Source organism: Sorangium sp. So ce887 (genome assembly GCF_051521455.1).
In the GTDB taxonomy this organism is placed as follows: domain Bacteria; phylum Myxococcota_A; class Polyangia; order Polyangiales; family Polyangiaceae; genus Sorangium.
Genome location: NZ_CP150354.1, coordinates 3,954,327 through 3,977,500, shown reverse-complemented (window position 1 = coordinate 3,977,500; position 23,174 = coordinate 3,954,327). Strand labels below are relative to the sequence as shown.

Sequence of the window (23,174 nt, the reverse complement as noted above, 5' to 3'; positions counted from 1 at the left end):
GCGGCCGCCTCCCATGAGAGTGCGCGGCGAGCGACTGTCAGTACAAAATGCCGCCCGAAACAAATCAGGCGAATTGCAGAGTGATCGCTGACAAGCAGCGGACAAGACGAACGGGCGCGCCTCCTACGTTGCTTTCACATGCACGAGATAAGCGGATAAGAATTAACTAATGCAGCTCGAAAGTCAAGCTATTCATTATCCACATCTCTTGTACAGCCATGCTGTACACCGGCGCTCACAGACACCTTCTCAAGCGATCTGGCAAGCGATCTGGCAAGCGATCTGGTTTGCCTGGTTGCGCACGGACTGCCCGTAAAATCAGCAACCTAGCACTCAGCTGACATGCGCGCCACGCGGCGCGGGGCCTGCGCTGGATTCGGACGGTGGGATGGTCGGATGGTCGGATGGCCGGGCGGACAGGCGTCCGGTCAGACGCTCATCGTTCCGCATTCCGCGCCCGGCCCTCGCACATGGCAGTCCGGCGCTTGTCTCGTGGCGCGTGGTGCAAGTTGCCGCCGCCGACAGATCGTCCGCGGCGCCGCTCGACGCAGGAATCCGTCGTCGGGGCGGGAGGTCGCCCCGGGAGAACCCTTTACCCGCAACGCGTTCTGGGACGGCTGACCGGCCCGGCGTCGCGACGCCCGAAGAGAGCTGATCTCGCCCGTCAGGACGTCAGGACCCTTCGAGCCACGGCGAGGACATCGTGAGAGAGCCCGGGCGAGCTCGCGTCACCCGCGTCCGGGAGATCGCTCTCCGGCATCGGCCGCGCCCGGGGGGCGCTCGCCGCCGCGGGCGCCGCCACCGTCGAGCGCCGCGCAGATCTCGGTGAAGCTGTCGAACGGCGTGCACGGGATCCCGTCGCGCGCGCAGAGCGCGTCGAGGGCGCTGCCCCGCACCGCGAACACGCGGTCGCAGCACCGCGCCGCGGGGTAGTCCAGCCGACCGTCACCGATGTAGACCGCGACGGTCTCGCCGGTCGCCGCCTTCAGCTGGTCGAGGACGCGGATCTTGAAGTCGTCCCCCGGACCGAGCGACACCGCCTCCGGCACGGTCACGCGCCAGCGCCCGTCGAAGACGGCATCGAAGCAAGAAAACGCCGTGCCCGGGGGCAGGAACTCGCGGATGTAGAACGGGAGCCCGTGGCTGACCACGTGAAACACCCACCCCCGGCGGGCACACAGCGAAAGCAGCTCCTCGAAGCCCGGGCGCAGCCCGGCGTGGGGACGGAGCTCGGCCAGGAGCTCGTCCTCCGAGCGATCCACATCGGCATAGCCGCGCCGGAGGAGCTCGAACGGCGTGATCTCGCCGCTGGCAGAAGGCGTGAGCAGCGCCTGCCGCCAGTCATAGCGGAGGTGGGCGTCCCAGATCTGGTTCGTCAGGTCGGCGCAGGTGATGGTTCCGTCGAAGTCGCTGAGGATGAGCACGACCGACGATTGTGCACCTCTTCACGCCGTCCCGCCAGCACCGACGGTCAGATCGCGACGGGGAACGGGTTCCGCTCGGCGAACCCGGTCTGGTGAAAGTAGGGATACGCCAGCCTGGTCTTGCTCGCTGCGTCGAGCTTCGCGATCTGCTCCGGCGCCAGGGTCCACCCAACGGACCCGAGGTTCTGTCGAAGCTGCTCCTCGTTCCGGGCGCCGATGATCACGTTCGCGACGCTCGGTCGCTGCAGCAGCCAGTTGATCGCGATCTGCGGGACGGTCTTGCCCGTCTCCTTCGCCACCGCATCGAGCGCGTCCACCACGCGATAGAGATACTCGTCGTCCACCTGCGGCCCGCCCTCGACAGACAGCTTGTTCCGGAGGCGGCTGACCTCCGGCAACGACTGTCCGCGCCGGACCTTGCCGGTGAGGCGCCCCCAGCCCAGCGGGCTCCAGACCACGGCGCCGACCTTCTGATCGAGCGCGAGCGGCATCAGCTCCCACTCGTAATCGCGCCCGATGAGCGAATAGTACGCCTGGTGCGCCACGTACCGGGAAAGACCGTACTTCTCCGAGACGGCGAGCGACTTCATCAGGTGCCAGCCGGAGAAGTTCGAGCAGCCGAGATAGCGAATCTTCCCCGCCCGCACGAGGTCGTCGAGCGCGCCAAGGGTCTCCTCGATCGGCGTGAGCGCGTCGAAGCCGTGAAGCTGAAAGAGGTCGATATAGTCCGTCTGCATCCGGCGCAGGCTCCCCTCGACCGATCGGATCAGGTGGTGCCGCGAGGAGCCGACGTCGTTCGGACCCGAGCCCAGGCGGAAGGTCGCCTTCGTGGAGACGATGACCCGGTCGCGCCGGCCCTTGATCGCCTGGCCGAGGATCTCCTCCGCCAGCCCGTCGGAGTAGACATCGGCCGTATCGAACATGTTCATCCCGGCCTCGAGCGAGACGTCGACAAGCCGGGTCGCCTCCGCCACGCCGCTCGAGCCCCAGCCCTGGAAGAACTCGTTGCCTCCGCCGAACGTCCCCGTCCCGAGACTCAGCACCGGCACCTTGAACCCTGACCCGCCAAGCAGCCTGAACTCCATGTATCTCCTCCGCGCTGTGCCCAATGGGGATAACCTTCGACGCAGGGGAGAGGGATGCCGGACACCAGGCTCTTGCCCCTTGGCCGCGGTCGTGCACGGTTAGGAACTCCAGGGCGATCCGGAAGTCAAGCGCCATCGCGACGCGCGGACGGCGCGGCCGCGGTCGCGAGGCGGGGCGCGCGCCGGAGCCGCTCACAGCCCGATGTCGCTCCGGAACGCATGCAGGGCCTCCGCGCTCGCGGAGCAGCGGAGCCGCTCATCGCGGGGCATTTGCCCGAGCGTCCGCGTCTGCCCGGCCGGGATGAACATCGGCTCCCAGTGGGTGCCCTCTTCGCCCCGCCGCTCGCAGGCGATCTCCCCGAGGACGCTGCCCGTGTAGACGCGGAGCGTCCGGCCGTCGCAGTAACAGACCTTCTGGACGACCCACGCGGCGCGAGACACCCCCGGGGGAATGAGGCCGCAGATCCGGTCCTGCAGCCGCTCCCAGAACGGCCTCACGAGCGGGCCCGGGAAGCCGTTCAGATGCTCGATGAACAGCCCGCCGTGCTCCACGAAGAGCGGCACGAGCGCCAGCCGGTAGGCGGCGAGGGCCTTCTCCCGCACGACGACGTCGAGATCCGAGGAGAGGACCTCGGGCACCTCGAGCCGCAGGACCCGAAGCAGCGTCGGCCCGTCCTTCCAACCATGGGCCATGTCCTCGAGCTTGTGCTCGTTCGAGGAGACGAAATAGACCATGACCCGCGCCCCTCACCCGTCCAGCGCATCGAGCAGAGCCACCACGCTCTGCGTCTTGTCGTTGGGGTCGAGCTCGATGACGTCGACGTGCCAGGCCTCGAGCAGCGCCGGCTGGACGAGCCCGGCGCCGAACGTCGCCCAGTAGCCGCGGCGGTTCGGCGCTCGCTGCGCGCCGGGCGAGCTGCCCTCGATGCGCATCTGCTCCATGCGATACCAGATGTAGCGGATGTCGACGTCGCCGAAGCTGTAGCCGAGGAAGAGAAAGCTGTTGCTGAGCAGATCGGCCCGGAGGCGCTGATCGGGCGCGGCTTCGAGCCTCAGGCGGCTGAAATACTGGGCTTCGGTCAGCACCACGGTCTCGGGCCGGTTGAGGTCGCCATGGAACTTGATGACATGGCATGCCCCCTGGGCCGGGCACCGCGCGAAGTCGTCGAACGTGGAGAGCGCCACGGCCTGCTTGCCCGCGTCCCGGAGCGCCTCCTCGATATGGTGCTCGAAGTTGGTCGTGTAGATGGTCGGAAAGTGGCGGCGCGCCAGCGCCTTGTGCTGGCACGAGCCCTTGCGGCGCTCGTCGACCTCACGCGCGTGGAAGCGCGCGCGCATCTCGGCGATGAAGCTGTCGAGGCCGCCCGCGCGCTCCCGGGCGAAGAAGCCGGCGAGCTGCGGGGGCAGGCCGTGCAGCTCGAAGAGCGCAGGCTCGAAGCCGAGCGCCTCGCCCATCCACCCCACCAGCTCCTTCCACATGGGCAGCTGGAGCGGGGCGGAAAAGCCTGCGCCCAGAAAAGGAATGAGGCGTCCTTCCCGGTACGCCTGCCGAAGCGGGACCGCCGCTTGCTCGAGCGTCAGCACAGCCATCGTCGCGAGCGATGGTATCCGCTCGTCGACCTCACGCAACCGGCGCCCGCTCGGCCAGGGCGCTTCGCCGCGCCGCCGGACCGCTCGCCCATGGCAGCGCTCGGCCACGATGCTCGGGACGGGAGCGACAGCGCCCGGCGGGTCGGGCGAGGCGCTCGCCCGAGGTGCCCATCGCTGGTCCCTGAATCCTTGACGCGACCGCCGCCGCGCGCGACCCTCCCGCCGTGTCGGCCACGCTCGCGGACGGAACGGTCTTTGCGAACCGCTATCGCGTGGTGCGCCTCCTCGCCGTCGGCGCGATGGGATCCGTCTACGAGGCGGTGCACATCGAGACCAACCGCCGCCGGGCGCTGAAGGTGATGCACGCGTACCTCTTCCAGAGCGAGGAGATGCGCGGCCGCTTCAAGCGCGAGGCGCAGATCACGGCGGACATCGAGAGCGAGTACATCGTCGACGTCTTCGACGCGGGCATCGACGAGGCGACCGGGATGCCGTTCCTGGTGATGGAGCTGCTCCGCGGCGAGGAGCTCGGCCAGCGCCTCAAGCGCATCGGCAGGCTGCCGCCCGGCGAGGTCTCGACGTACCTCCAGCAGACCGGGTCGGCCCTCGACCGGACCCACGCCGCATCCATCATCCACCGGGATCTGAAGCCCGAGAACCTGTTCGTGACCCAGCGGGACGACGGGACGCCCCGCATGAAGATCCTCGATTTCGGCGTGGCGAAGCTGCTCGCCGAGGGGGGGAACGCGGCCGGCGTCACGCGGAGCCTCGGGACGCCGCTCTACATGGCGCCCGAGCAGTTCCGCGTCGACACGAAGCTCACCAGCGCCGTCGACATCTACGCGCTCGGGATGATCGCGTACACGCTGCTCGTGGGAACGCCGTACTGGAGCCCGGAGGCGCTCAGCGCCGGCGACGTGATCGCGTTCGCGCTGGTGGTCGTCCACGGGCCGCAGGAGCCGCCGGTGCAGCGGGCGAGGGGGCACCGGGTGCTGCTGCCGCAGAGCTTCGATGCGTGGTTCGCCCGGGTCGCGGCCGTCGACCCGGCGGCGCGGTTCCGCACCGCGAGCGAGGCGGCGCAGGCGCTCTCCGAGGTGCTCGGCTTCGCCACGGCCAGCAGCGGACCTGTGCCCCACCCGAGCGCTCCGCCCTGGTCCCTGGCGAGCGCCGGCATGGGGGCGCTCGCCACGCCGACGCCCGGGACGATGACGCCCACCTCGACGGCGCCCGGCACAGCGCACGGGATGCCGGCGCCCGGCATGACGGCGCCCGTGCTGATGACGCCCGCGATGACGAGCGTCGCCCCGCTCGGTCCGGATCACCCGGCCCGCTCGCCGGGCGTGCCGCTCGCGGCGACCATGACGGAGACGTCGATGACCTCCATCCCCGCAGGGGCGCTCGTCCCTGCGAGGCCGAGCCGGACGCCGCTCGTCGCCGCGGCGGTCGTCGTCGGGCTCGGGGCGCTGGGCGCGGGGAGCTGGCTCCTGATCCGCGCCGGGGCCGAGCCGGCGGTGGCCGCGTCGCCGGAGACCGCTGCGCAGGACGCCGCCACGGCGGGCGCCGTCGTCACCCCTGCGCCGAGCGCGACGCCGCCGGTGATGGCAGAGCCCTCGGCTACGGCAGCGCCCTCGGCGGCGGCAGAGCCCTCGGCGGCGGCAGAGCCCTCGGCGGCGGCGCCCACCCCCAGCGCCAGCGCGAGCGCCGTCGCGGGCCCAGCCCCGCGCCGGCCGGCGAGCGCTCCACCGAAGGCCGCGCCGAAGCCAGCCCCGAGCGAGCGACGGGGCTCCTCGACGCGCCCCAAGGTCCCCTTGCTCGGACGGGATTGAGATCCATGTCCGCCGCGATGCCGGACCCCTCCTCGCCCACGCCGGCCGACCTCTCGCCCTGTGGATGCGCCAGAACATGACACGATGCCTGCGCCGGATTGCCCCTCTCGCCCTCGTCCTCTGCCCGCTCGCCGCCGCGGCCCCCGCCGCGGCGCAGGACGGCGCGGCGGCGGAGGCCCTCTTCAACCGAGGCCTCGCCGACATGGAGGCAGGCCGGTACGAGACGGGCTGCAAGGCGATCGCCGAGAGCCATCGGATCGAGCCCAAGCTGGGGGCGCTCTTCACGCTGGCGATCTGCGAGTCGCGCTCGGGCCGCATCGCCGCCGCGTTCACGCACTTCGGCGAGTACCTCGCGCAGGTCGATCAGCTGACGCCGGAGCAGAAGAGCCGGCAAGGGGAGCGACCGAAGGTGGCCAGGCAGGAGCACGACAAGCTGGCCCCGCTCGTGCCGGAGCTCTCGCTCGCCCTCCCGCCGGGCGCCCCCGCAGGGACGGTGGTGAAGCGCGACGGCCGCGTGGTGGACAGCGCCGCGCTCGGCGCGGGCGCGCCGGCGGAGCCGGGAGAGCACGTCGTGTCGACCCAGGCGCCGGGAGGGCCCGTCTGGGAGACGCGGATCCAGCTCGCCCAGGGCGAGAAGAAGCGGGTCGAGCTGCAGGTGAAGGACGCCTCGGCGCCCCCCGCCGGCGGCCTTTCGGGCCGGCGAGCGGCCATGGTCGTGGCCGGCGGCGTCGGCGTGGCGGGGCTCGTGATCGGCGGGATCACGGGCGCGCTCACGCTGGGCAAGAAGAGCGTCGTCGAGGAGCACTGCGGCAGCGGGATCGGCGTGAGCGACGAGACGGCCTGCGATCAGGCCGGGATGGACGCCGCCGACAGCGCGAGCACCACGGGGCTCGTGAGCACGATCGGCTTCGGCGTGGGGCTGGCCGGGCTCGGGGCGGCCGCGGTGCTCTACCTGACCGAGCCGGCGCAGCGCGAGCCGACCGTCGGCGCGACGTCAAGGCGGATCCGCGCAGGGGTGCTCGCGGCCGGGCCGCAGGGCGTGGTGCTCGGGGCGAGCGGGGCATGGTGACGCGGCGGGTCTAGCGCGCCTTCGCCGCCTCTACCCGCCGGCGCGGAGGCGCGCTAGACCCGCCGCGTGCAGCTCATCCCCGCCATCGATCTTCTCGGAGGCCAGGCCGTGCGCCTCCATCAAGGACGCTACGATCAGGTCACCGTCTACGACCAGGACCCGGCCGCGCTCGCCGCCCGCCTCCGACGCGCCTGCGATCGGCTGCACGTGGTCGACCTGGAAGGGGCCCGGGCCGGCCGTCCCGTGCAGGCCGACGCGGTCCGCGCCGTCGTCGCCGCGTTCGGCGTGGACGGGGGCAGCGTGCAGGTGGGCGGCGGCATCCGCTCCGCCGCCGCGGCCGAGAGCTACCTCGAGCTCGGCGCCGATCGCATCGTGCTCGGGACCGCCGCGGTGAACGATCCCGCGCTCGTGCGCGACCTCGCCGGCCGCTTCCCGGGGCGCGTCGTGGTCGCGGTCGACGCCAAGGACGGGCGCGTGGCCGTGCAGGGCTGGGAGCAGGTCTCCTCCGTCACGGCCCTCGACGTCGCCCACGCGCTCGCCGGCTCCCCCATCGCCGCGCTCCTCTACACCGACGTCTCCCGCGACGGGACGCAGGTCGGCCCCAACCTGGAGGCCACCCGTGAGCTCGCCGGCTCGTGCGGCTTCCCCGTGCTGGCCTCCGGCGGAGTCGGCTCGCTGGCTCATCTGCGCGCGCTCGCGCAGATCCCGGGCGTGAGCGGCGTCATCGTGGGCCGCGCACTCTACGAGGGGGCCTTCACGCTCGCCGAGGCGATCGAGGCGGCGAGCGCCTGACGGCGCGTGTGCGTTTTCGTGTACGCTCCACCCGACGATGCCCGAGCGCGACGACCCCCGGCCTTCCACCCGCGAAGTCGCAGCGGAAGAGTTCCTGTTCCACCTGCACCGGGGCAGCGAGCTCCTGCAGGACAACCGGGTCCACGCCGCGAAGGCGGAGCTCGAGCGCGCCCTCTCGCTCCAGCCGAGCGATCCCAAGGGGCAGGACCTCCTCGGGATCGTCTACTTCCGGCTGGGGCTCTATCCGCGGGCGATCGCGATCTATGAGCGGCTGATCCAGGCCCACCCGGACGCGGTCGAGCCGCGCATCAACCTCGCGCTCTCGTACCTCAAGACCGGACAGCCCGCGCAGGCGCGCTCCGAGCTCGAGAGGGCGCTCGAGCAGAACCCGAAGCACCAGCGCGCCTGGGGCTATCTCGGGCTCGCGTTCCAGCGCATGGGCGACTACGAGCGCGCGAGCCACGCGTTCGCGGCGGGCGGCCATGACGCGATGGCGCGCCGCCTGCTCGACATGACGAGCGGCGCCACGGGACGGTACCCGGTCGAGCCGCCCGACACCGAGGACCAGCCGCCGGTCGAGGCCAAGGCCGAGGCGAGGGCCGAAGCGAGGGCGGAGGCGAGGGCCGAGGTGCAGCGCGCCGCGGGCGAGGCGGTGCAGGCGCTGGATCGCGCGAGCGCGGGCTTCCGGCACGACTCGGATCTGCCGCGCATCCCGTCCGGGACCTGGTCGGCGATCGAGCCGGGCCGCGAGACGATGCCGACCATCCCGGCGCCGCCGTCGCTCCGGAGCCTCGGGGCGGACGGCCGCGCGGCCGGCGCGGCGAGCGCGGCCGGCGCGTCCCGATCGCCTGGCCCGCGGGGCGGCGCGGCCCCGACGGTCCCGTCCATGCCGGCGGTCCAGGCGCCGCCCGCAGGGGGCGCTGCGCCTGGCGTGCGCCGCGGCTCGATGGCCCCGGAGGAGCACTCGATCACGGGCCGCTTCGCGGTCGCCGTCCCCGCGACCGGGGACGCGGCGCTGGCGAGCAGGAAGGCCGCCGCGCGCTCGTCGTCGCTGCCGCCCCCCACGGTGGCGCCTGGCACGCCGCCGCCGTCCACGACGCCGCTCGAGGTGCAGCCGCCGGAGACGCTGCTGGCGGTCGCGCGCGAGCGGCAGCTCATCTTCCCGCGCGACGTCGCGGTCGCGCGGCACGCGAGCGGCGTCGTCCTCGTGCAGGCCACGAAGGGCTTCGTGGTCCGGCTCGACGCGCTGCGCACGATGAGCATGCACCCCGGGACCGCCACGCACGTGCTGAAGCGGCAGGCGCGCGGCCGCATCTTCGACGAGCCGCTCGGCGGACCGAGCACGCCCTTCGTCGAGATCGCCGCGCGCTGCGAGCTCGTGCTCGGCGCGCCGGAGGGGCGGCGGCTCCACGCCGTGACGCTCGGGGAGGAGCCGATCTACCTGCGCGAGGACGTCCTCGTCGGCTTCGAGCTGCCGATCGGCTACGAGAACGGCCGCCTGCCGGCCGGCGACGGCGAGGCGGTCGCGATGGTGCAGCTGCGCGGCCGCGGCCACATGGTGATCTCGGTGCCCGAGCGCGCCGCGGCGCTGGAGATCACCCCGTCGCGGCCGACGTCGACGCGCGCGACCGCGGTGCTCGGGTGGATGGGCCGGCTCCTGCCGCGCACGCTGCCCGCGGCCGAGGCGCCCGGCGGGCTGCAGGGCTTCGTGACGTTCGGTGGAGAGGGGATGGTTCTCGTCGATGGTCGCTAGCGCGGGCACGTCCCTGCGGGGCATCAAGGCGCAGCGGCGGAGGACGCTCTGGGAGGACGCGAAGAACGTCCCGAACCTGCTCACGTTCGCGCGGGTCCTCATGATCCCCGCCGTCCTCCTGCTCCTCTCGAGGGGCGCGCCGCGGGACTGCTTCTGGGCCGCGTGCGTCTACTCGCTCGCGGCGATCACGGACATGCTCGACGGCTACCTGGCGCGGCGGCAGGGCCTCGTGAGCGTGCTCGGCAAGTTCCTCGATCCGCTCGCCGACAAGCTCATCGTCGCCGCCACGCTGGTGTGGCTCGTCCCGATGGGCCGGATCCCGGCGTGGGCGGTGGTGCTGCTCATCTCGCGCGAGATCACGATCACGGCGCTCCGCTCGATCGCGTCGACGGAGGGGCTCGTCATCGCGGCGGGCGACGGCGGGAAGATCAAGACAGCGCTGCAGATGATCGGCATCGTCTGCCTGATCCTCGGCTACCCGTACCACATCCACCTCGGCGTCGACTTCGGGGAGGTCGACGTGGTGCACGTCGGCCGGCTGCTCATCTATCTATCGCTCGTCTTCTCGATCACGAGCGCCGCGCAGTACATGGGCCTGTTCATCGACGCCATCGACGCGAAGAACCGGGCGGCTCCTCCGCCGTAGATGGGCAATAGGCAAGCCCGCCTGGTTCTGCTAGACCAGCGCGCGTGAAAGCCCTGAAGACATCGCGCAACGCCTTGCGCCCCGCGCTCCTCCTGGCCGCGCTCGCCGCGGCGCTCGTCGCCTCCGCCGCGAGCTGCAGCGAGCAGCAAGAGGGCGAGCCCTGCGAAATTGCGAACGGCAACGAGGACTGCGCGAATGGCCTCGAGTGCAGGGGTATCGGCCAGCAGCAGCAACAACACCGTTGCTGCAGGCCCGGCGTGATAACGCAGGTCTGCGATCCCAGCCAGGATCCGACGACGAGCACCACGACGACCAGCGCGAGCGGCACGGGGGGTGGTGCAGGCACCGCCGGCGGCGGCGCGGGCACCGGCGGCGGCGGCGGGGCGGGCACCGGCGGCGGCGGCGGGGCGGGCACCGGCGGCGGCGGCGGGGCGGGCACCGGCGGCGGCGGCGGGGCGGGCACCGGCGGAGACGGCGGTGCTGGCGAGGGCGGCGGCTCCGGCGGCAGCGGCGGCAACGGCGGACGCTAGCGCAGCGGACGCAGACGTCGCGGCACGGCCACGGAAGCAAGGCGCACGAGCGCTCCGTGCCATGCGCCGGCCGTCCTGGCCCGCCTCGTCAGGGCGTCTCGCTCCGCCGGCAGGCCGCTCCCGGCGCGCGGCGCGGCCGCCTCAGGCCCGAGACGCCGGCTGCGCGAAGGCCTGCCGCAGCGACGCGCCCGCGAAGGCGAGCGCCTCCTTGCCCTGCGCGAGATCGACGAGGGGGGCCACCAGGACGAAGCCGTGGAGCACGCCGTCAAACCGCTTGAGCTCCACGGGGACGCCCGCTTCCTTCAGGCGGGCGGCGTACGTCTCGCCGTCGTCCCGCAGCGGATCGTACTCCGCGGTGATCACGGTCGCCCCGGGCAACCCCCCGAGGTCGCGCGCACGCAGCGGGCACGCGAGCGGGTTCTCCCGGTCGGCGTCGCTCGTGAGGTAGCTGTCCCAGTACCAGCGCATCTCGGCGGCCGTGAGCATGTAGCCTTCGCTCAGCGACCGGCACGACGGCATGTCGCAGCGCGCGTCGAGCGCCGGGTAGAACAGCACCTGGTGGACGAGCGCCGGACCGCCGCGCTGGCGCGACGCGACCGCGACGGCGGCGGCGAGGTTGCCCCCCGCGCTGTCGCCGGCCACCGCGACGCGCGCCGGATCGCCCCCGAGGCGCTCGGCGTTGTCGGCCACCCATCGCACCGCCGCGAGGCAGTCCCCGAGCGGCTCCGGGAACCTGTGCTCGGGGGCGAGGCGATAGTCGACGGACACCGTGATGCAGCCGGCGAGGTTCGTCAGCGAGCGGCAGACGCCGTCGTGCGTGTCGAGGTTGCAGAGCACCCAGCCGCCGCCGTGAAAGTAAACGACGATCGGCAGGGCGCCCGCGGTCGCGCCCGCGGGCCAGTAGATCCGCGCCGCGATGTCACCGAGCGGGCCCGGGATCGCGCGCTCCTCGACGCGTCCCACCGCCTCGCTGGCCGGCATCGCGGCGGCAAGCTGGCTCGCGGCGGCGCGCGCCTCGCGGACCGGCACCGAGAAGATGGGCGGTCCCGAGAGCATGTCCAGCAGCACCTGGGACTTGGGATCAAGAGGCATGGGCGCTCCCGTGTCGAGACGAGGGGGAGGCCGCACTCTATCCGAGCGCGCGCCCCTCGCGGTAGGGGGCAGGCGCCGCGAGGGGCGGCGCGCCGGCGCGTCGCACCTCGCACGCCGCGCGGCCGCCTCAGCCCCGCGTCCGTCGCGCGCGCACGCGGCGCCTGAGCACAGCCGCTCCGGCCAGCGCGACCCCGGAGAGCGCCGTCCACGGGGCGAGGGGCGCGCTCGGCTCGGCGGCGCGGCACGCGCACCCCGCTGCAGGCGGCTCCTTGGCCGGGTCGGTCGGGTCCGGCGTCGCGCCGCCCGTCGCGCCGGGCTCCGGCTCCGGCTCGACCGGGTCCGCCGGGTCGACCGGCGGCGGCTCGACCCCGAGATCGGCGCTCTCCACCGTGACGGCGGTGGCCGGGCAGTTCCCGTGACCGATCACCATGTAGTACGTCTGCGTGGGATCGAACGGCGGATCGGACTTCTCGTCGATGACGATCTCACCGTACGTGTCCGTGATCGCCTCGACGCTGTAATCGTAGCTCGTGGCCTCCGGCAGCATGTCGCCCATCGTGAAGCCGACGTGCCGGGCGGTCCTCACGTAGATGCTCCACTCGAGGTCATCGCCGCCATGGGGCTGGAGCTGCACGGTGAAGCGGATGCCCTTCGCGGTCCGATCCGGCGTGCTCTTGAAGTGGAAGAGGCTCTGGAGGCTGAGCTGCCGGCGCCACTCCGTGCACGACGCCCCGGTCCCGTAGACCAGCGAATCGATGCCGAACATCTGCGTCCTGCGCAACTTGCCCCCGCTCAGGTCGAGCACCTCCTCGCAGTCGTCCAGGCCCCGGCTCTCGATCAGCGCCTCGACGGCGCTGGCGTCCGCCGCCGTGAGCTCGCCGGTGCTCACCAGCTTGTCGGCCGCCCTCTTCAGCCCCTTGGCGAAGTCGCCGAGCGAGGCGTTGCGGGTCAGCAGCGTCAGCGCGCTCCACACGAGCCTGTCGCCCAGCTCGGCCCCGAATTTGTCGTGCAACGACCACGCGAGGCTGCCGATGAGCTCGCCGTCCTCGTGCACCTCGCCGACCAGATCGTCGGGGCATGTCTTGATGTTGTCCGAGAGATCGCGCTCCGCGCCGAAGGGCACGAGCGACGCCTCACCGAGCGTGGGGTCGCCGTTCACGGTGCAGGCGAAGTAGTCCGCGATGCCCTCATCGATGCTGCCGGCCCAGGGAGAGAGCCCGTACTCGTTGACGGCGAACTGGCCATCGTTGTAGCCGATCGCGTTGGCAGTGACGTAATGGGTGAACTCGTGGAGGAACACGTCGGAGTCGTCCGAGAAGTCGAAGGACGAGCCCTGGCCGATGGCGATGAGGTTCGGCGCGCGGAAGGGCGCCTCCGTGCCCTGCGGCGAGAAGAACGCGTTGTCCATCGGCCGGCCCGACTCCAGCATGTTGGCGACCGCGACGAGCTTCCAGCCCGGCGTCCCCATGTCGAGCTGGTGGGCCTTCGTGAAGTAATCGCGCATCCGGGTGAGGTGGTAATAGACGCCGACCTGCGCGAACTGGTCCTTCACGTCGTCCGCGCTCGTCGGCGGATCGTAGAGGAAGTCCTCCCCCGCGTTCGGCCCGACGCTCTGCTCCAGGGTGAGCGAGACGCCACCCACGAGGTCGCCAGCCACGTAGTTCGCCACCTTGAAGTTGCCGTTCCAGCCGCTCAAGGTCTGAGGGTCCGCCGCGTCGAGGCCGACGAGCTCGCGATCCTCGAGCTGCGGCGTGACCGCGGAGCTGATCGGGTAGACGCGCCCCCGCGCGTGGACGGCGAGCGACCGCCGGTGGACGATCTTGCCGGCGTGCGCGTCCACGAGGAAGCGCTCGCCGCCGAGCTCCGACCGGACATCGACGACCCAGACGAGCTTGCCGCCCGTCTCCGCCTCGGGGAACACCGCGAGCGCCGCGCTCGGCCGCTCCGCCAGCGTCATCCCGTAGGTCGCCTCGACCGCGCTCCGCGCCGACTCCTCCCTGTATTTCGGCGCCGTCGGGACCGACAGGCCGCGCGCCACGTCGAGCACCACGACCTCCACGCGGCCCTCCGGGGCGACCTGGACCGCCGCGGCGCCGCCGAGCACGGGGTGTCCGGCGTGGAACTGCGCGAACCGGACGGTGCGGTGATCGCCGTCCTGGAGCTCGCTCTCGTAACCCAGCGAGACGCCCTCGATCCGGAGCTCGGAAGCCGCTTGCTTCAGATACGTCTCCGCCGCGCCGCGCGCGCCGCTGGTGGTGCGGCGGAAGGACAGGTCCGCCGCGGGCGAGCCCGGTGCTACGGTGTGCCAGTCGGACGCGGCAGCCGACCCCGCAGCGGCCAGAGTTGCGAGCGCGGTCAACGGAAGCAAGATCGGCTGTCGTCTCATGGTTCTTCTCTCCGGCTGGATTTCTGCTTGCGGCGCTCGCGTGAGGCGCGGCGGGGCCGGACCGACGAGCGCGACCAACGTATCGAGTTACGTTGGGTCATCAAGGAGGCGCCACGCGGCGTTCTCCCGGAAAAATAACAAGTTGTAGTGGCGGTTGGCTCCTTGCCTGACGTCTTTGGCCAACATGCGTGTTATGTCTCCGGCACACCCGGCGCAGGATCCCGTGGCTCTCCCCGAAACAAACTTCTTGACTGGGTTCCCGTCGACGTTCGCTCCGAGCGACATCGCCTCCGCCGGTGCGACGTTGCCCGGCAGGGTGCGCGTCGGCGGCCGCGTGCTCGAGGTCGCGGAGGGCGCCGTCGTGCTCGGGGACGCCTTCGGCGCGGTGCGTGTCGCGCTGGAGGGCGCGCCCGCGCCGCCGCTCGAGGCCGGCGACCTCGCGGTCGTCGAGGGGGCGCCGGCCGGCGGCGCGCTCGCCGCGGCGCGGCTCGTCGAGCGGATCGCGCCGCGGAGGCCGCCGCGGGGGCGCGCGGGGGCCGCGGCGCCGCCGTCGAGCGAGACCGAGCGGGCGATCCACCGCGGTCGCGGCGCGGCGCTCGCGCGGCGCGCGGCGGCGCTCGCGGCGGTGCGGGCGCTGTTCGCCGAGCGCGGGTTCCTCGAGGTGGAGACGCCGAGCATGGTCCCCTCCCCCGGGCTCGACCTGCACCTCGACGCGTTCGCGGTCGAGGCGGCGCGCCCGACGTTCCTGATCACGAGCCCGGAGTACCAGATGAAGCGGCTGCTCTCGGGCGGCGTCCCGCGCTGCTTCCAGCTCGCGCGCTGCTTCCGGCGCGGGGAGCTCGGGGACAGGCACAACCCGGAGTTCACGATGCTCGAATGGTACCGCGCTTTCGCCGGGGTGGACGACGTGATGGCCGACACGGAGGCGATCGTGCAGCGCGTCGCGGCCGCGCTCGACGCGGACGGGACGCTCTCGGCGGCCGGCAGGCAGGTGCGCCTCACGCCGCCGTTCCCGCGCATCTCGGTCGGCGACGCGTTCGCGCGGTGGGCGGGCGTGCCCGCGGACGACGCGATCGCGCTCGCGTCGCGCGACGAGGAGCGGTTCTTCCGCCTGCTCGTGGACCAGGTGGAGCCGGCGATCGCGGCGCTGCCCCACCCGGTGTTCCTGGTCGATTTCCCCGCGCCGCTCGCGTCGCTCGCGCGGCTCAAGCCGGGCGATCCCCGGGTGTGCGAGCGGTTCGAGCTCTACGTCGCGGGCGTCGAGCTCTGCAACGGCTTCGGCGAGCTGACCTGCCCGGTCGAGCAGCGCGCGCGGCTCCTCGCCGATCAGGCGGCGCGGGCGGCCCAGGGCAAGCCGGTCTACCCGATCGACGAGCGCTTCCTCGACGCGCTCGAGGAGGGGATGCCGCCGGCGGCGGGCAACGCGCTCGGGGTCGATCGCCTCGTCGCGCTGTGCCTCGGCGCCGCGTCGATCGGCGACGTCCTCGCGTTCCCCCACGGCTGGCTGTGAGCGCCGCGACGCCCCCCGACGGCGGCGAGCGCCTCTCGCCGGAGGTCCTGTCGCAGCTCGCCCGCAAGTACCGCACGCTCGCGGAGCTCCGGCGCGCGCGGGCGGCCGGCGAGGCGATCCCGGCCAAGGAGGTGTTCCGCGCGCTCGCGGGGGAGTTCCCCGGCGCGCTGAACGAGCTCGACAACCTGCCGTTCGACGAGATCGAGCGGCGCCACGACGCGCTGGCGCGGGCCCTCGCCGGGGGCGCGGAGGAGCGCTGGATGGCGTGGATACACGGCTATCACACGCTGATGCGGGCGGCGCTCTACGTGAAGATCCGCGTCACGCGGCGGCAGGAGCTCTCCGAGAGCGAGGCGGCGGCGCTCGCGGAGCGGGCGGCGAGGCACGCCGGCGTGGCGGTCGACGCCGCCTTCGTGATCGCGGTCAAGACGCCGCCGGACGGCCGGCTGAACCGCCTCGTCCTCGGCCGCCTCGCGGCGCAGTCCGGCGCGTCGACCGCCGAGATCCGGGAGACGATCTTCCCGCGGCGGCCGGCGCAGGGCGGCTGACGCGCCTCGCGCTCCCGCTTGTCCATGTCGACGAGCCGTCCTCCTGCGCCTCGAAGGTCGACGCGAGCCCGTCCCGGTCGCGTGGAGGTCGAGCGCGCCTCGTGACGCGCTCCGGTCATGGACTAAGCTCCGCGCCCGATATGGAACGGCTCTTCTTCCTGCTCTCGGGCGTCTACGGGTTCCTCGGGGTGGCGCTCGGCGCCTTCGGCGCTCACGGCCTCAAGGCGAAGCTGGACGCGCTCCCGGACGGCGCGCTGCGCGCTTCCTGGTGGCAGACGGGTTCCCTGTACCACCTCATCCACGCGCTCGCGCTGGCGCTCGCCGCCCACCTCGCCGCGCGCACCGGCGGGTCGGCGGCCACCACCGCCGGCTTCTGCTTCGCGGCCGGCGTGCTGCTCTTCTCCGGCAGCCTCTACGTGATGACCTTGACCGGCGTCCGCGTACTCGGCGTGGTCACGCCGATCGGCGGGCTGTTCCTCCTCGCCGGCTGGGGCGCGGTGGCGGTGGCCGCGCTCGGGCTCGCGAAGGGCTGAGGCGCCCCCGCCCAGCGCCCCGCCTACGTCGTCCTGCGCGCGCGCGCGACCAGCCGGCCGAGCCGCGCGGACGCCCGCTCGCGGAAGGAGGCCATGCGGGCCCGGGCGCGCCCCCAGCGCTCGCTGTGCGCGAGATCGTCGAGCAGCGAGTACGAGACCGGCGTGACGATCAGGGTGAGCAGCAGGCTCAGGGACTGGCCGCCGATGACCACCACGGCGATCGCGTGGCGCTCCTCGGCCCCAGGCCCCGTGCCCAGCCAGAGCGGGAGCATGCCCGCGACCAGGGCCAGCGTGGTCATCAGGATCGGCCGCAGCCGATCGCGGTTCGCCTGGAGGATCGCCTCCGCGCGCGGCATGCCCTCGGCGCGGAGCTTGTTCATGTGGTCGACCTGGAGGATCGAGTTCTTCTTCACCACGCCGAACAGCACGAGGAAGCCGAGCGCCGAGTACAGGTTGAGGGTGTTCCCGGTCGCCCACAGGCTGAGCAGCGCGAACGGCACCGCCAGCGGCAGCGAGAGCAGGATCGTGACCGGGTGGACGAGGCTCTCGAACTGCGACGCCAGGATCATGTACATGAGCACGATCGACAGGAGGAACGCCCAGATGAACTCCCCGAACGTGCGCTCGAGCTCCGCGCCGCGGCCGCGCACGCTGGTCGTGTACGCCGCGGGCATGTCCATCTCCCGCGCCGCCCCGCGCAGCGCCTCCAGCCGGTCGGCCAGCGCGTAGCCGGGCGCCACGCCGGCCCGCAGGCTCGAGACCCGCTGGCGGTCGAGCCGGTCGATGCGCGACGGGCTCCTCGCCTCCTCGATGCGCACCAGGTTGTCGAGGCGCACCAGATCGCCCCGGAGCAGCGGCGATCCAGCCGACGCGGTCGCGTCGCCGGAGCCGCCCGCCTGCGGCGCCGCCGGCGCGCGCACCGACCGGGGCACGTACAGGCGGCGGACGGCCGACAGCCGATCGCGGTCCTCCTCGACGAGCCGCAGCTGCACGTCGTAGTTCTCGTTGGCGGCCTCGTCCCGGAAGCGCGAGACCGCGTCGTCTCCCCCCACCATCAGGCGCAGCGCGGTCGCGATGTCCTGCGTCCGCACCCCGAGCTCCGCGGCGCGCTCGCGCTCGATGAGCACCCGCAGCTCGGGCCGGTCGATCTTCAGCGTCACGTCCGCGTCGACGATGCCGCCGAGCTGCGCTGAGCGCTCCCGGAGCTCGTTCGCGTAGCGCTCGAGCGCCTCGATGTCGGGCCCCTGGATCGCGAAATCGATCTCGAAATTCCCGCCGCCGATGTTGAACGACGGCACGTTGCGGACCGAGATGCGGAGATCGGAGTACTTGCGCAGCTTGCGCCGCACCTCCTGCATCACCTCGTTCTGCGAGTAGTTGTCCCTGAACGCGCGGAGGGGGTTGCCGGAGAACGTCTCCCGGAACAGCCGCGTCAGGGAGAATGTGCGCTCGTCGTGCGGGGCGATGCGGACGAAGGCCTCGCCCGAGCTGACCCCGCCGATGAAGCCGCCGCCCGCCGTGGCGAGCACGCTCCGCACCCCGCGCACCCCACGGACATCGTCGCCGATGCGCCGCATCACGTCGTCCATCGCGTCGATGCTCGCGCTGAGCGGGGCCGTGACGCGGATCTCGAACTCCGCGTCGTCCGCGCCGGAGGGGATGTACTCCTGCTTCACGAGCCCGTAGAGCGGCACCGCCGAGGCCATCACCAGGACGGCGCCGGCCGAGACGAGCACGCGGTGCCGCATCGCGAACGCGAGGGCGCGCAGGTACCTGGCCTCGAGCCGCCCGTAGAAGCCCGGGCGCGCCGCCGCCTCGCCCCCGCCCCCCGCCTCGCCCGCGCCGTGGGCGTGGGTCCCCTCCTTGCGGAGCAGGCGCGCGCTCATCATCGGGGTCAGCGAGAAGCTGACGAGGAGGCTCACGAGGATCGCCACCGTGGCCGTGATCCCGAACTGGAACAGGAACCGCCCCGAAATCGACGACATGAACGACACGGGGACGAAGATGACGACGAGCGACAGCGTCGTCGCGAGCACGGCGAGCCCGATCTCCTGCGTGGCGGCCCGCGCCGCCTCGAAGGAGTCCATCTTCTTCTCCTCGACGAACCGGAAGATGTTCTCGAGGACGACGATGGCGTCGTCGATGACGATGCCCACCATCAGCACGAGCGCCAGCATCGTCACGCTGTTCAGGGTGAAGTCGAGCGCCCACATCATGCCGAACGTCGCGACGACCGACGTCGGGATGGCGATCCCCGCGATGATCGTCGACCGCCACGACCGCATGAACAAGAGGACGACCGCGCACGCCAGGATGCTGCCGAGCACGAGGTGCACGTTGATCTCGTGCAGCGCGGTGTAGATGTAGCCCGACTGATCGCGGATCACCTCGAGCCGCACGTCCTCGGGCAGCTGCTCGGAGAGCGCCGCCAGGTTGGCCTTCACGGCCTCGATCACCGCGACGGTGTTCGCGCCCGACTGCCGCACGACGTGGAGGACGACGGTGGGCTTGCCGTCGAGGCGGGCCAGCGAGCGCTGCTCGTAGGTGCCGTCCTCGGCGCGGCCGACGTCGCGCACCCGGACGGGCCGCCCGTCGACGCTGGCGACGACCATGTCGTTGAAGGCCCCCGCGCTCTCGAGGCGGCCCATGGTGCGCAGCGTCCGCTCTTCCTCCTTCCCCGTGACGTTGCCCGCAGGGATGTTCGCGTTCTGCTGGACGATGGCGTCGCGGACGGCCGTGACCGGGAGGCCGTACGCGGCGAGCCGGTCAGCGTTCAGCCAGATCTTGATCGCGCGCTCCTGCCCGCCCACGACGCGCACCTCGCCGACGCCCGACGAGCGCTCGAGCTGCACCCGCACGAGCTTATCGGCCACCTCGGTGAGCTCCCGGATCGATCGATCGGCGGAGAGCGCGATCGACATCACCGGGGTCGAGTCGTTGTCCTGCTTCGCGATGATGGGCGGATCGGTGCCCACCGGCAGGCGGCGCAGCGCAGCCTGCACGCGATCTCGCACGTCCTGCGCCGCCGAGTCGACGTCGCGATCGAGGTTGAAGGTGGCGATGACGACCGAGGTGCCGCTCGACGAGATCGAGCGGAGCTCGGTGATCCCCTCGACGGTGTTGACCGCCGCCTCGATCTCCTCCGAGATCTCCGCCTCGACGTCCTCGGGCGCGCCGCCGGGGAGCGTCGTGCGGACCGAGACCGTCGGCAGATCCACGGCGGGGAAGCGGTCCACGCCCAGCTTGAAATAGGCCACCGCGCCGACGACCACGAGGGCGAGCGCCAGCATGGCGGCGAACACGGGCCGCTGGATGCAGATCCTGGCGAGCGTCTGCATCCTAGCCGCCCTCCACCACGCGCACCGGCTGCCCCTGCTGGAGCGACCCGGGCCGGGCGACGACCGACTCTCCCACCGCGAGACCGGACACGATCTCGACCCGATCACCCGCCGTCTTTCCGGTGGTGACCTGCTTCTCCTTCGCCTTGCCGTCCTCGACCGTGATCACCTTCGCGAGGCCGGCGAACCGGACGATGGCGGTCGCCGGCACGGTCGGCACCGGCCTCGCGGTCACGGCGATCTGCGCGCTGACGAGGCTGCCAGGCCGCAGGTGGCCGGGGTTCTTGATGTCGCTCTCCACGAGCAAGGTCCGGCTCTGCGGGTCGAGCGCGGGCGCGAGGCGCGCGACCGTCCCCTCGTAGCTCACGTCGTCTCCCGGGATCTTCACGCGAACCACCTGCCCCGCGCGCACGGCGGCCGCCTCGAGCTCCGGGATCGCCACGCGCAGCCGCAGGGGGTCGATCCGGACGACCTCCACGATCGGCGCCCCCGCGGCGAGGTACTGGCCGACGCTCGCCCTCCGCACCTGGACGACGCCGTCGAGCGGCGACCGCACCATGGCGTCGGCGAGCTGCTGCCGCGCCATGCGCAGCTCCGAGCGCCGCTGGCGCACCGCCGCCTGGCGGATCCGCACCTCCTCCCGCGCCGACTGCACGGCCGCCTCCGCGCGGACCGCCGCCGCCACGGCCGCGTCGAGGTCCATGCCCGACATCAGCCCTTCCTTGGCGAGGCTCCGCGCGCGCACCTGGTTGGCCTGCGCCTCCTTCAACGTCGCGAGCGCCTCCCTCACGATCGCCGTGCCCTCGACATCGAGCTCTTCATCGGGACCGTCCTGCGGCAAGCCGAGCTGCGCGCGGCTCTGCGCCAGCGCGGCCCCGGCCTGCTCGATGCGCAGCTCGTAATCCCTCGCCTCCAGCTGAGCGACGACCTGATCTCGCTTGACCGGGCTCGCCAGGTCGACCGAGATCGAGGCGAGGCGGCCCGGCACCTTGGCCCCGAGCGTCACCTGCTCATCGGCGTCCAGGGTCCCCGAGATGTCGATGGTCTGTTCAATGACGAGCTCCGTCACCGGCGCGAGCGTCACCTCCTTGGCGCCGGCCCCAGGCTTCTCCGCCTTGGCGCCGTCAGGCCGAGGCGCTGCCTCCTTGTCGCACGCAGCGCACTGCAGAAGCACAGCCAGGAGCGCGGCCCAGGATGTCCAGAACACCCTGAGCTGACTGGGGCAGCGGCGGACGGAGGTGAAGGAACGGCGGAGCGCGGGGCGGGCAATCCACATGTCGGTGGCCTCGAATCACCAAGAACGCCCCCCCGAGCGTGTGTTGCGACAGGATATTGACGCATCAGCGTTGGGGCGCAACGTACGCGCAGGCACGCCGAGGCGGCGGTCGCCAGCGCGCGCAACGCGCTGGCCGCGCTCGCGAGCTCCGGTCGGGCGGCGGAGAGGCAGCTCCGGCGGCGGGCGGCGCTCAGGGGCCAAGCTTCACCAGGTAGCCATCGGACTCGCCGCGCGTGGTCACGGGGCCGCCGCCGAAATCCACGGTGCCGCGGAACGAGCCGACGGCGAACACCTCGCCTTTGGGGCCGAGGGCCACGCCCCCCGCCGCCTGCTCCACGGGATCGCCGATCTGGCGGCTCCAGAGGTGCTTGCCGTCCAGCCCGAGCTTCGCGATGTAGATATCGCCTCCGCTGCGGGATCCGTTCGGATCCTCGACCGTGCCCTGGCTCTCGAGGACGGTGCCGTCGAAATCGATGCTCCCGAGGAAGGTCCCCGTGATGACCGCGTTGCCCGCCGGATCCACCGCGATCGACGCGACGTCCTGCAGCTCGGAGTCGCCGAAGCCCCGGCTGTAAAGGTGGTTCCCCGCCGGATCGAACTTGGCGACGAAGAAGTTCGGCTTCGTGCCGAGCGCGACGAGCGGCCCGCCGCCGAAATCGACGCTCCCCTGGAACATCCCGGCCAGGAACACGTTCCCTGCGGCGTCGAAGGCCACCTGAGAGGCCGCATCGTAAAGGCTGTTACCGAACGCCTTCTGCCAGAGCAGCGCGCCCATCGGATCGACCTTGGCAAAGAAGATATCGCGCCCTCCCTTGGAGACGAAGGGCATCGCGTTCGGATCGAGGTTGAAGTTCTGATCGAACGTGCCCGCGATCGCGACATGGCCCGCCGCGTCTGCGGCCAGCCCGCCGGCCCCGAGCGACGCCCTCGCGTCATCGATGTATATCGTGAAGACGTGATTGCCCGCCGCGTCCAGCTTGGCGACATACACCGCATTGCCATTGATCTCGTCGCCGATCGGCCCGCCGCCGAAATCGGCCGTGCCGCCGATGGATCCGGAGATGATGACGGACCCCATACCGCCGAAGGCGACGTACTTGAGCTCCTTCACGTACTGATCGCCGAACCCCTTGCTCCAGACGTGGTTGCCGGTGCCGCTCTCGAACTTCGCGAGCCCGAGCCCGCCGCTGCTCTCGGGCAGCGGCCCGCCGCCGAGATCGAGGTTCCGGAAATAGCTTCCTCCCACGAAGAGCCCGTCGCCGATGCCGTGGGCGACATGCTGGCCGCCGGCGAGGCTCAGGCCGAACGACTTGCTCCAGACGTGCTTGCCGTCGCGATCGAACTTCGCGAGAAACGAGCCGGAGCCGTCCTGCGCGACGATGGGGCCGCCGCCGAGATCGATCGCGCCGGAGAACCGCCCGATGACGATCGGGTTCCCGTCGGAGTCGACGGCGACGCTCGAGGCCGAGTCGAAGCCGTTCTCGCCGATCTGGAGCGCCCATTGAAACCGCCCCGGCTCCACCGCGGCGCCGCCCTCGCCGCCGCTGCCGCCATCTCCGTCGCCCGCGCCACCGCCGCCGTCTCCGCCGCCGCCTCCGCCCTCACCAGCGCCGCCGCCCTCCCCACCCTCACCGAGGCCACCGCTTCCATCGCCGTAATTTCTCACCTTGGGCGAGCACGCCACGGCGCCGAGGGCGGCGATCGAGAGCAACACGAGGGCGCGAACATGAGTGCCGTTGTCGAGTGAACGCATCCCTGGAGTATATAAAGGGTGCA

At 72.2% G+C, this 23,174-nt stretch carries 18 protein-coding genes; 9 read left to right on the top strand and 9 right to left on the bottom strand.

Annotated elements, in window-relative coordinates; translation table 11 throughout:
* Positions 1-728: 728 nt before the first annotated feature.
* From WMF36_RS14820 to WMF36_RS14805, 4 genes are all read right to left on the bottom strand, one after another.
* The gene (locus WMF36_RS14820) at positions 729-1,424 is read right to left on the bottom strand and encodes an HAD-IB family phosphatase (RefSeq protein WP_437580253.1); all 696 of its coding nucleotides are present in this window, start codon (positions 1,422-1,424) and stop codon (positions 729-731) included.
* A gap of 47 nt (positions 1,425-1,471) precedes the next feature.
* Positions 1,472-2,509, bottom strand: a complete 1,038-nt coding sequence (locus WMF36_RS14815) for an aldo/keto reductase (RefSeq protein WP_437580252.1) — start codon at positions 2,507-2,509, stop codon at positions 1,472-1,474.
* A 192-nt stretch (positions 2,510-2,701) separates the two neighbouring features.
* Complete coding sequence (locus WMF36_RS14810) at positions 2,702-3,244, bottom strand: non-canonical purine NTP pyrophosphatase (protein WP_437580251.1); 543 nt, start codon at positions 3,242-3,244, stop codon at positions 2,702-2,704.
* 12 nt (positions 3,245-3,256) lie between these two features.
* The gene (locus WMF36_RS14805) at positions 3,257-4,099 is read right to left on the bottom strand and encodes an SIR2 family NAD-dependent protein deacylase (protein WP_437580250.1); all 843 of its coding nucleotides are present in this window, start codon (positions 4,097-4,099) and stop codon (positions 3,257-3,259) included.
* 224 nt (positions 4,100-4,323) lie between these two features.
* Here WMF36_RS14805 and WMF36_RS14800 point away from each other — a divergent pair, with 224 nt between their 5' ends.
* From WMF36_RS14800 to WMF36_RS14775, 6 genes are all read left to right on the top strand, one after another.
* Positions 4,324-5,925, top strand: coding sequence for a protein kinase domain-containing protein (locus WMF36_RS14800; protein WP_437580249.1), 1,602 nt, complete (start codon positions 4,324-4,326; stop codon positions 5,923-5,925).
* Between the two features lie 76 nt (positions 5,926-6,001).
* Positions 6,002-6,994 (top strand): hypothetical protein, encoded by a 993-nt coding sequence (locus WMF36_RS14795; protein ID WP_437580248.1) that lies wholly within the window; start codon positions 6,002-6,004, stop codon positions 6,992-6,994.
* Between the two features lie 66 nt (positions 6,995-7,060).
* Positions 7,061-7,786, top strand: a complete 726-nt coding sequence (gene hisA / locus WMF36_RS14790) for a 1-(5-phosphoribosyl)-5-[(5-phosphoribosylamino)methylideneamino]imidazole-4-carboxamide isomerase (RefSeq protein WP_437580247.1) — start codon at positions 7,061-7,063, stop codon at positions 7,784-7,786.
* A 37-nt stretch (positions 7,787-7,823) separates the two neighbouring features.
* Positions 7,824-9,539, top strand: a complete 1,716-nt coding sequence (locus tag WMF36_RS14785; protein WP_437580246.1) for a tetratricopeptide repeat protein — start codon at positions 7,824-7,826, stop codon at positions 9,537-9,539.
* The gene (gene pgsA, locus WMF36_RS14780; RefSeq protein ID WP_437490842.1) at positions 9,529-10,185 is read left to right on the top strand and encodes a CDP-diacylglycerol--glycerol-3-phosphate 3-phosphatidyltransferase; all 657 of its coding nucleotides are present in this window, start codon (positions 9,529-9,531) and stop codon (positions 10,183-10,185) included. The genes WMF36_RS14785 and pgsA overlap by 11 nt, the downstream gene beginning before the upstream one ends.
* A gap of 44 nt (positions 10,186-10,229) precedes the next feature.
* Entirely contained in the window at positions 10,230-10,715 is a 486-nt protein-coding gene (locus WMF36_RS14775; RefSeq protein ID WP_437580245.1) for a hypothetical protein, read from the top strand.
* A gap of 141 nt (positions 10,716-10,856) precedes the next feature.
* Here the strand turns inward: WMF36_RS14775 and WMF36_RS14770 are convergent, their stop codons facing one another.
* Positions 10,857-11,807: an alpha/beta hydrolase gene (locus WMF36_RS14770; RefSeq protein ID WP_437580244.1), complete on the bottom strand. Its 951-nt coding sequence runs from the start codon at positions 11,805-11,807 to the stop codon at positions 10,857-10,859.
* Between the two features lie 127 nt (positions 11,808-11,934).
* Positions 11,935-14,193 carry a hypothetical protein gene (locus tag WMF36_RS14765; RefSeq protein ID WP_437580243.1) on the bottom strand — a complete coding sequence of 753 codons (2,259 nt, stop codon included), beginning with the start codon at positions 14,191-14,193 and terminating at the stop codon, positions 11,935-11,937.
* A 223-nt stretch (positions 14,194-14,416) separates the two neighbouring features.
* On the opposite strand from WMF36_RS14765, the gene epmA reads away from it, so the two are divergent.
* From epmA to WMF36_RS14750, 3 genes are all read left to right on the top strand, one after another.
* The gene (gene epmA / locus WMF36_RS14760) at positions 14,417-15,703 is read left to right on the top strand and encodes an EF-P lysine aminoacylase EpmA (protein WP_437580242.1); all 1,287 of its coding nucleotides are present in this window, start codon (positions 14,417-14,419) and stop codon (positions 15,701-15,703) included.
* A complete protein-coding gene (locus WMF36_RS14755; protein WP_437580241.1) occupies positions 15,700-16,251 on the top strand; it encodes a hypothetical protein in 552 nt (183 codons plus the stop codon). The genes epmA and WMF36_RS14755 overlap by 4 nt, the downstream gene beginning before the upstream one ends.
* A 140-nt stretch (positions 16,252-16,391) precedes the next feature.
* Positions 16,392-16,784, top strand: a complete 393-nt coding sequence (locus WMF36_RS14750; RefSeq protein WP_437580240.1) for a DUF423 domain-containing protein — start codon at positions 16,392-16,394, stop codon at positions 16,782-16,784.
* 23 nt (positions 16,785-16,807) lie between these two features.
* On the opposite strand, the gene WMF36_RS14745 is transcribed toward WMF36_RS14750, so the two are convergent.
* The 3 genes from WMF36_RS14745 to WMF36_RS14735 all read right to left on the bottom strand — a co-directional run bounded on the left by WMF36_RS14745 (position 16,808) and on the right by WMF36_RS14735 (position 23,151).
* Complete coding sequence (locus WMF36_RS14745) at positions 16,808-20,122, bottom strand: efflux RND transporter permease subunit (RefSeq protein ID WP_437580239.1); 3,315 nt, start codon at positions 20,120-20,122, stop codon at positions 16,808-16,810.
* Between the two features lies 1 nt (position 20,123).
* Positions 20,124-21,329 (bottom strand): efflux RND transporter periplasmic adaptor subunit, encoded by a 1,206-nt coding sequence (locus tag WMF36_RS14740; RefSeq protein WP_437580238.1) that lies wholly within the window; start codon positions 21,327-21,329, stop codon positions 20,124-20,126.
* 259 nt (positions 21,330-21,588) lie between these two features.
* Positions 21,589-23,151 carry a hypothetical protein gene (locus WMF36_RS14735; protein ID WP_437580237.1) on the bottom strand — a complete coding sequence of 521 codons (1,563 nt, stop codon included), beginning with the start codon at positions 23,149-23,151 and terminating at the stop codon, positions 21,589-21,591.
* Positions 23,152-23,174: the final 23 nt, after the last annotated feature.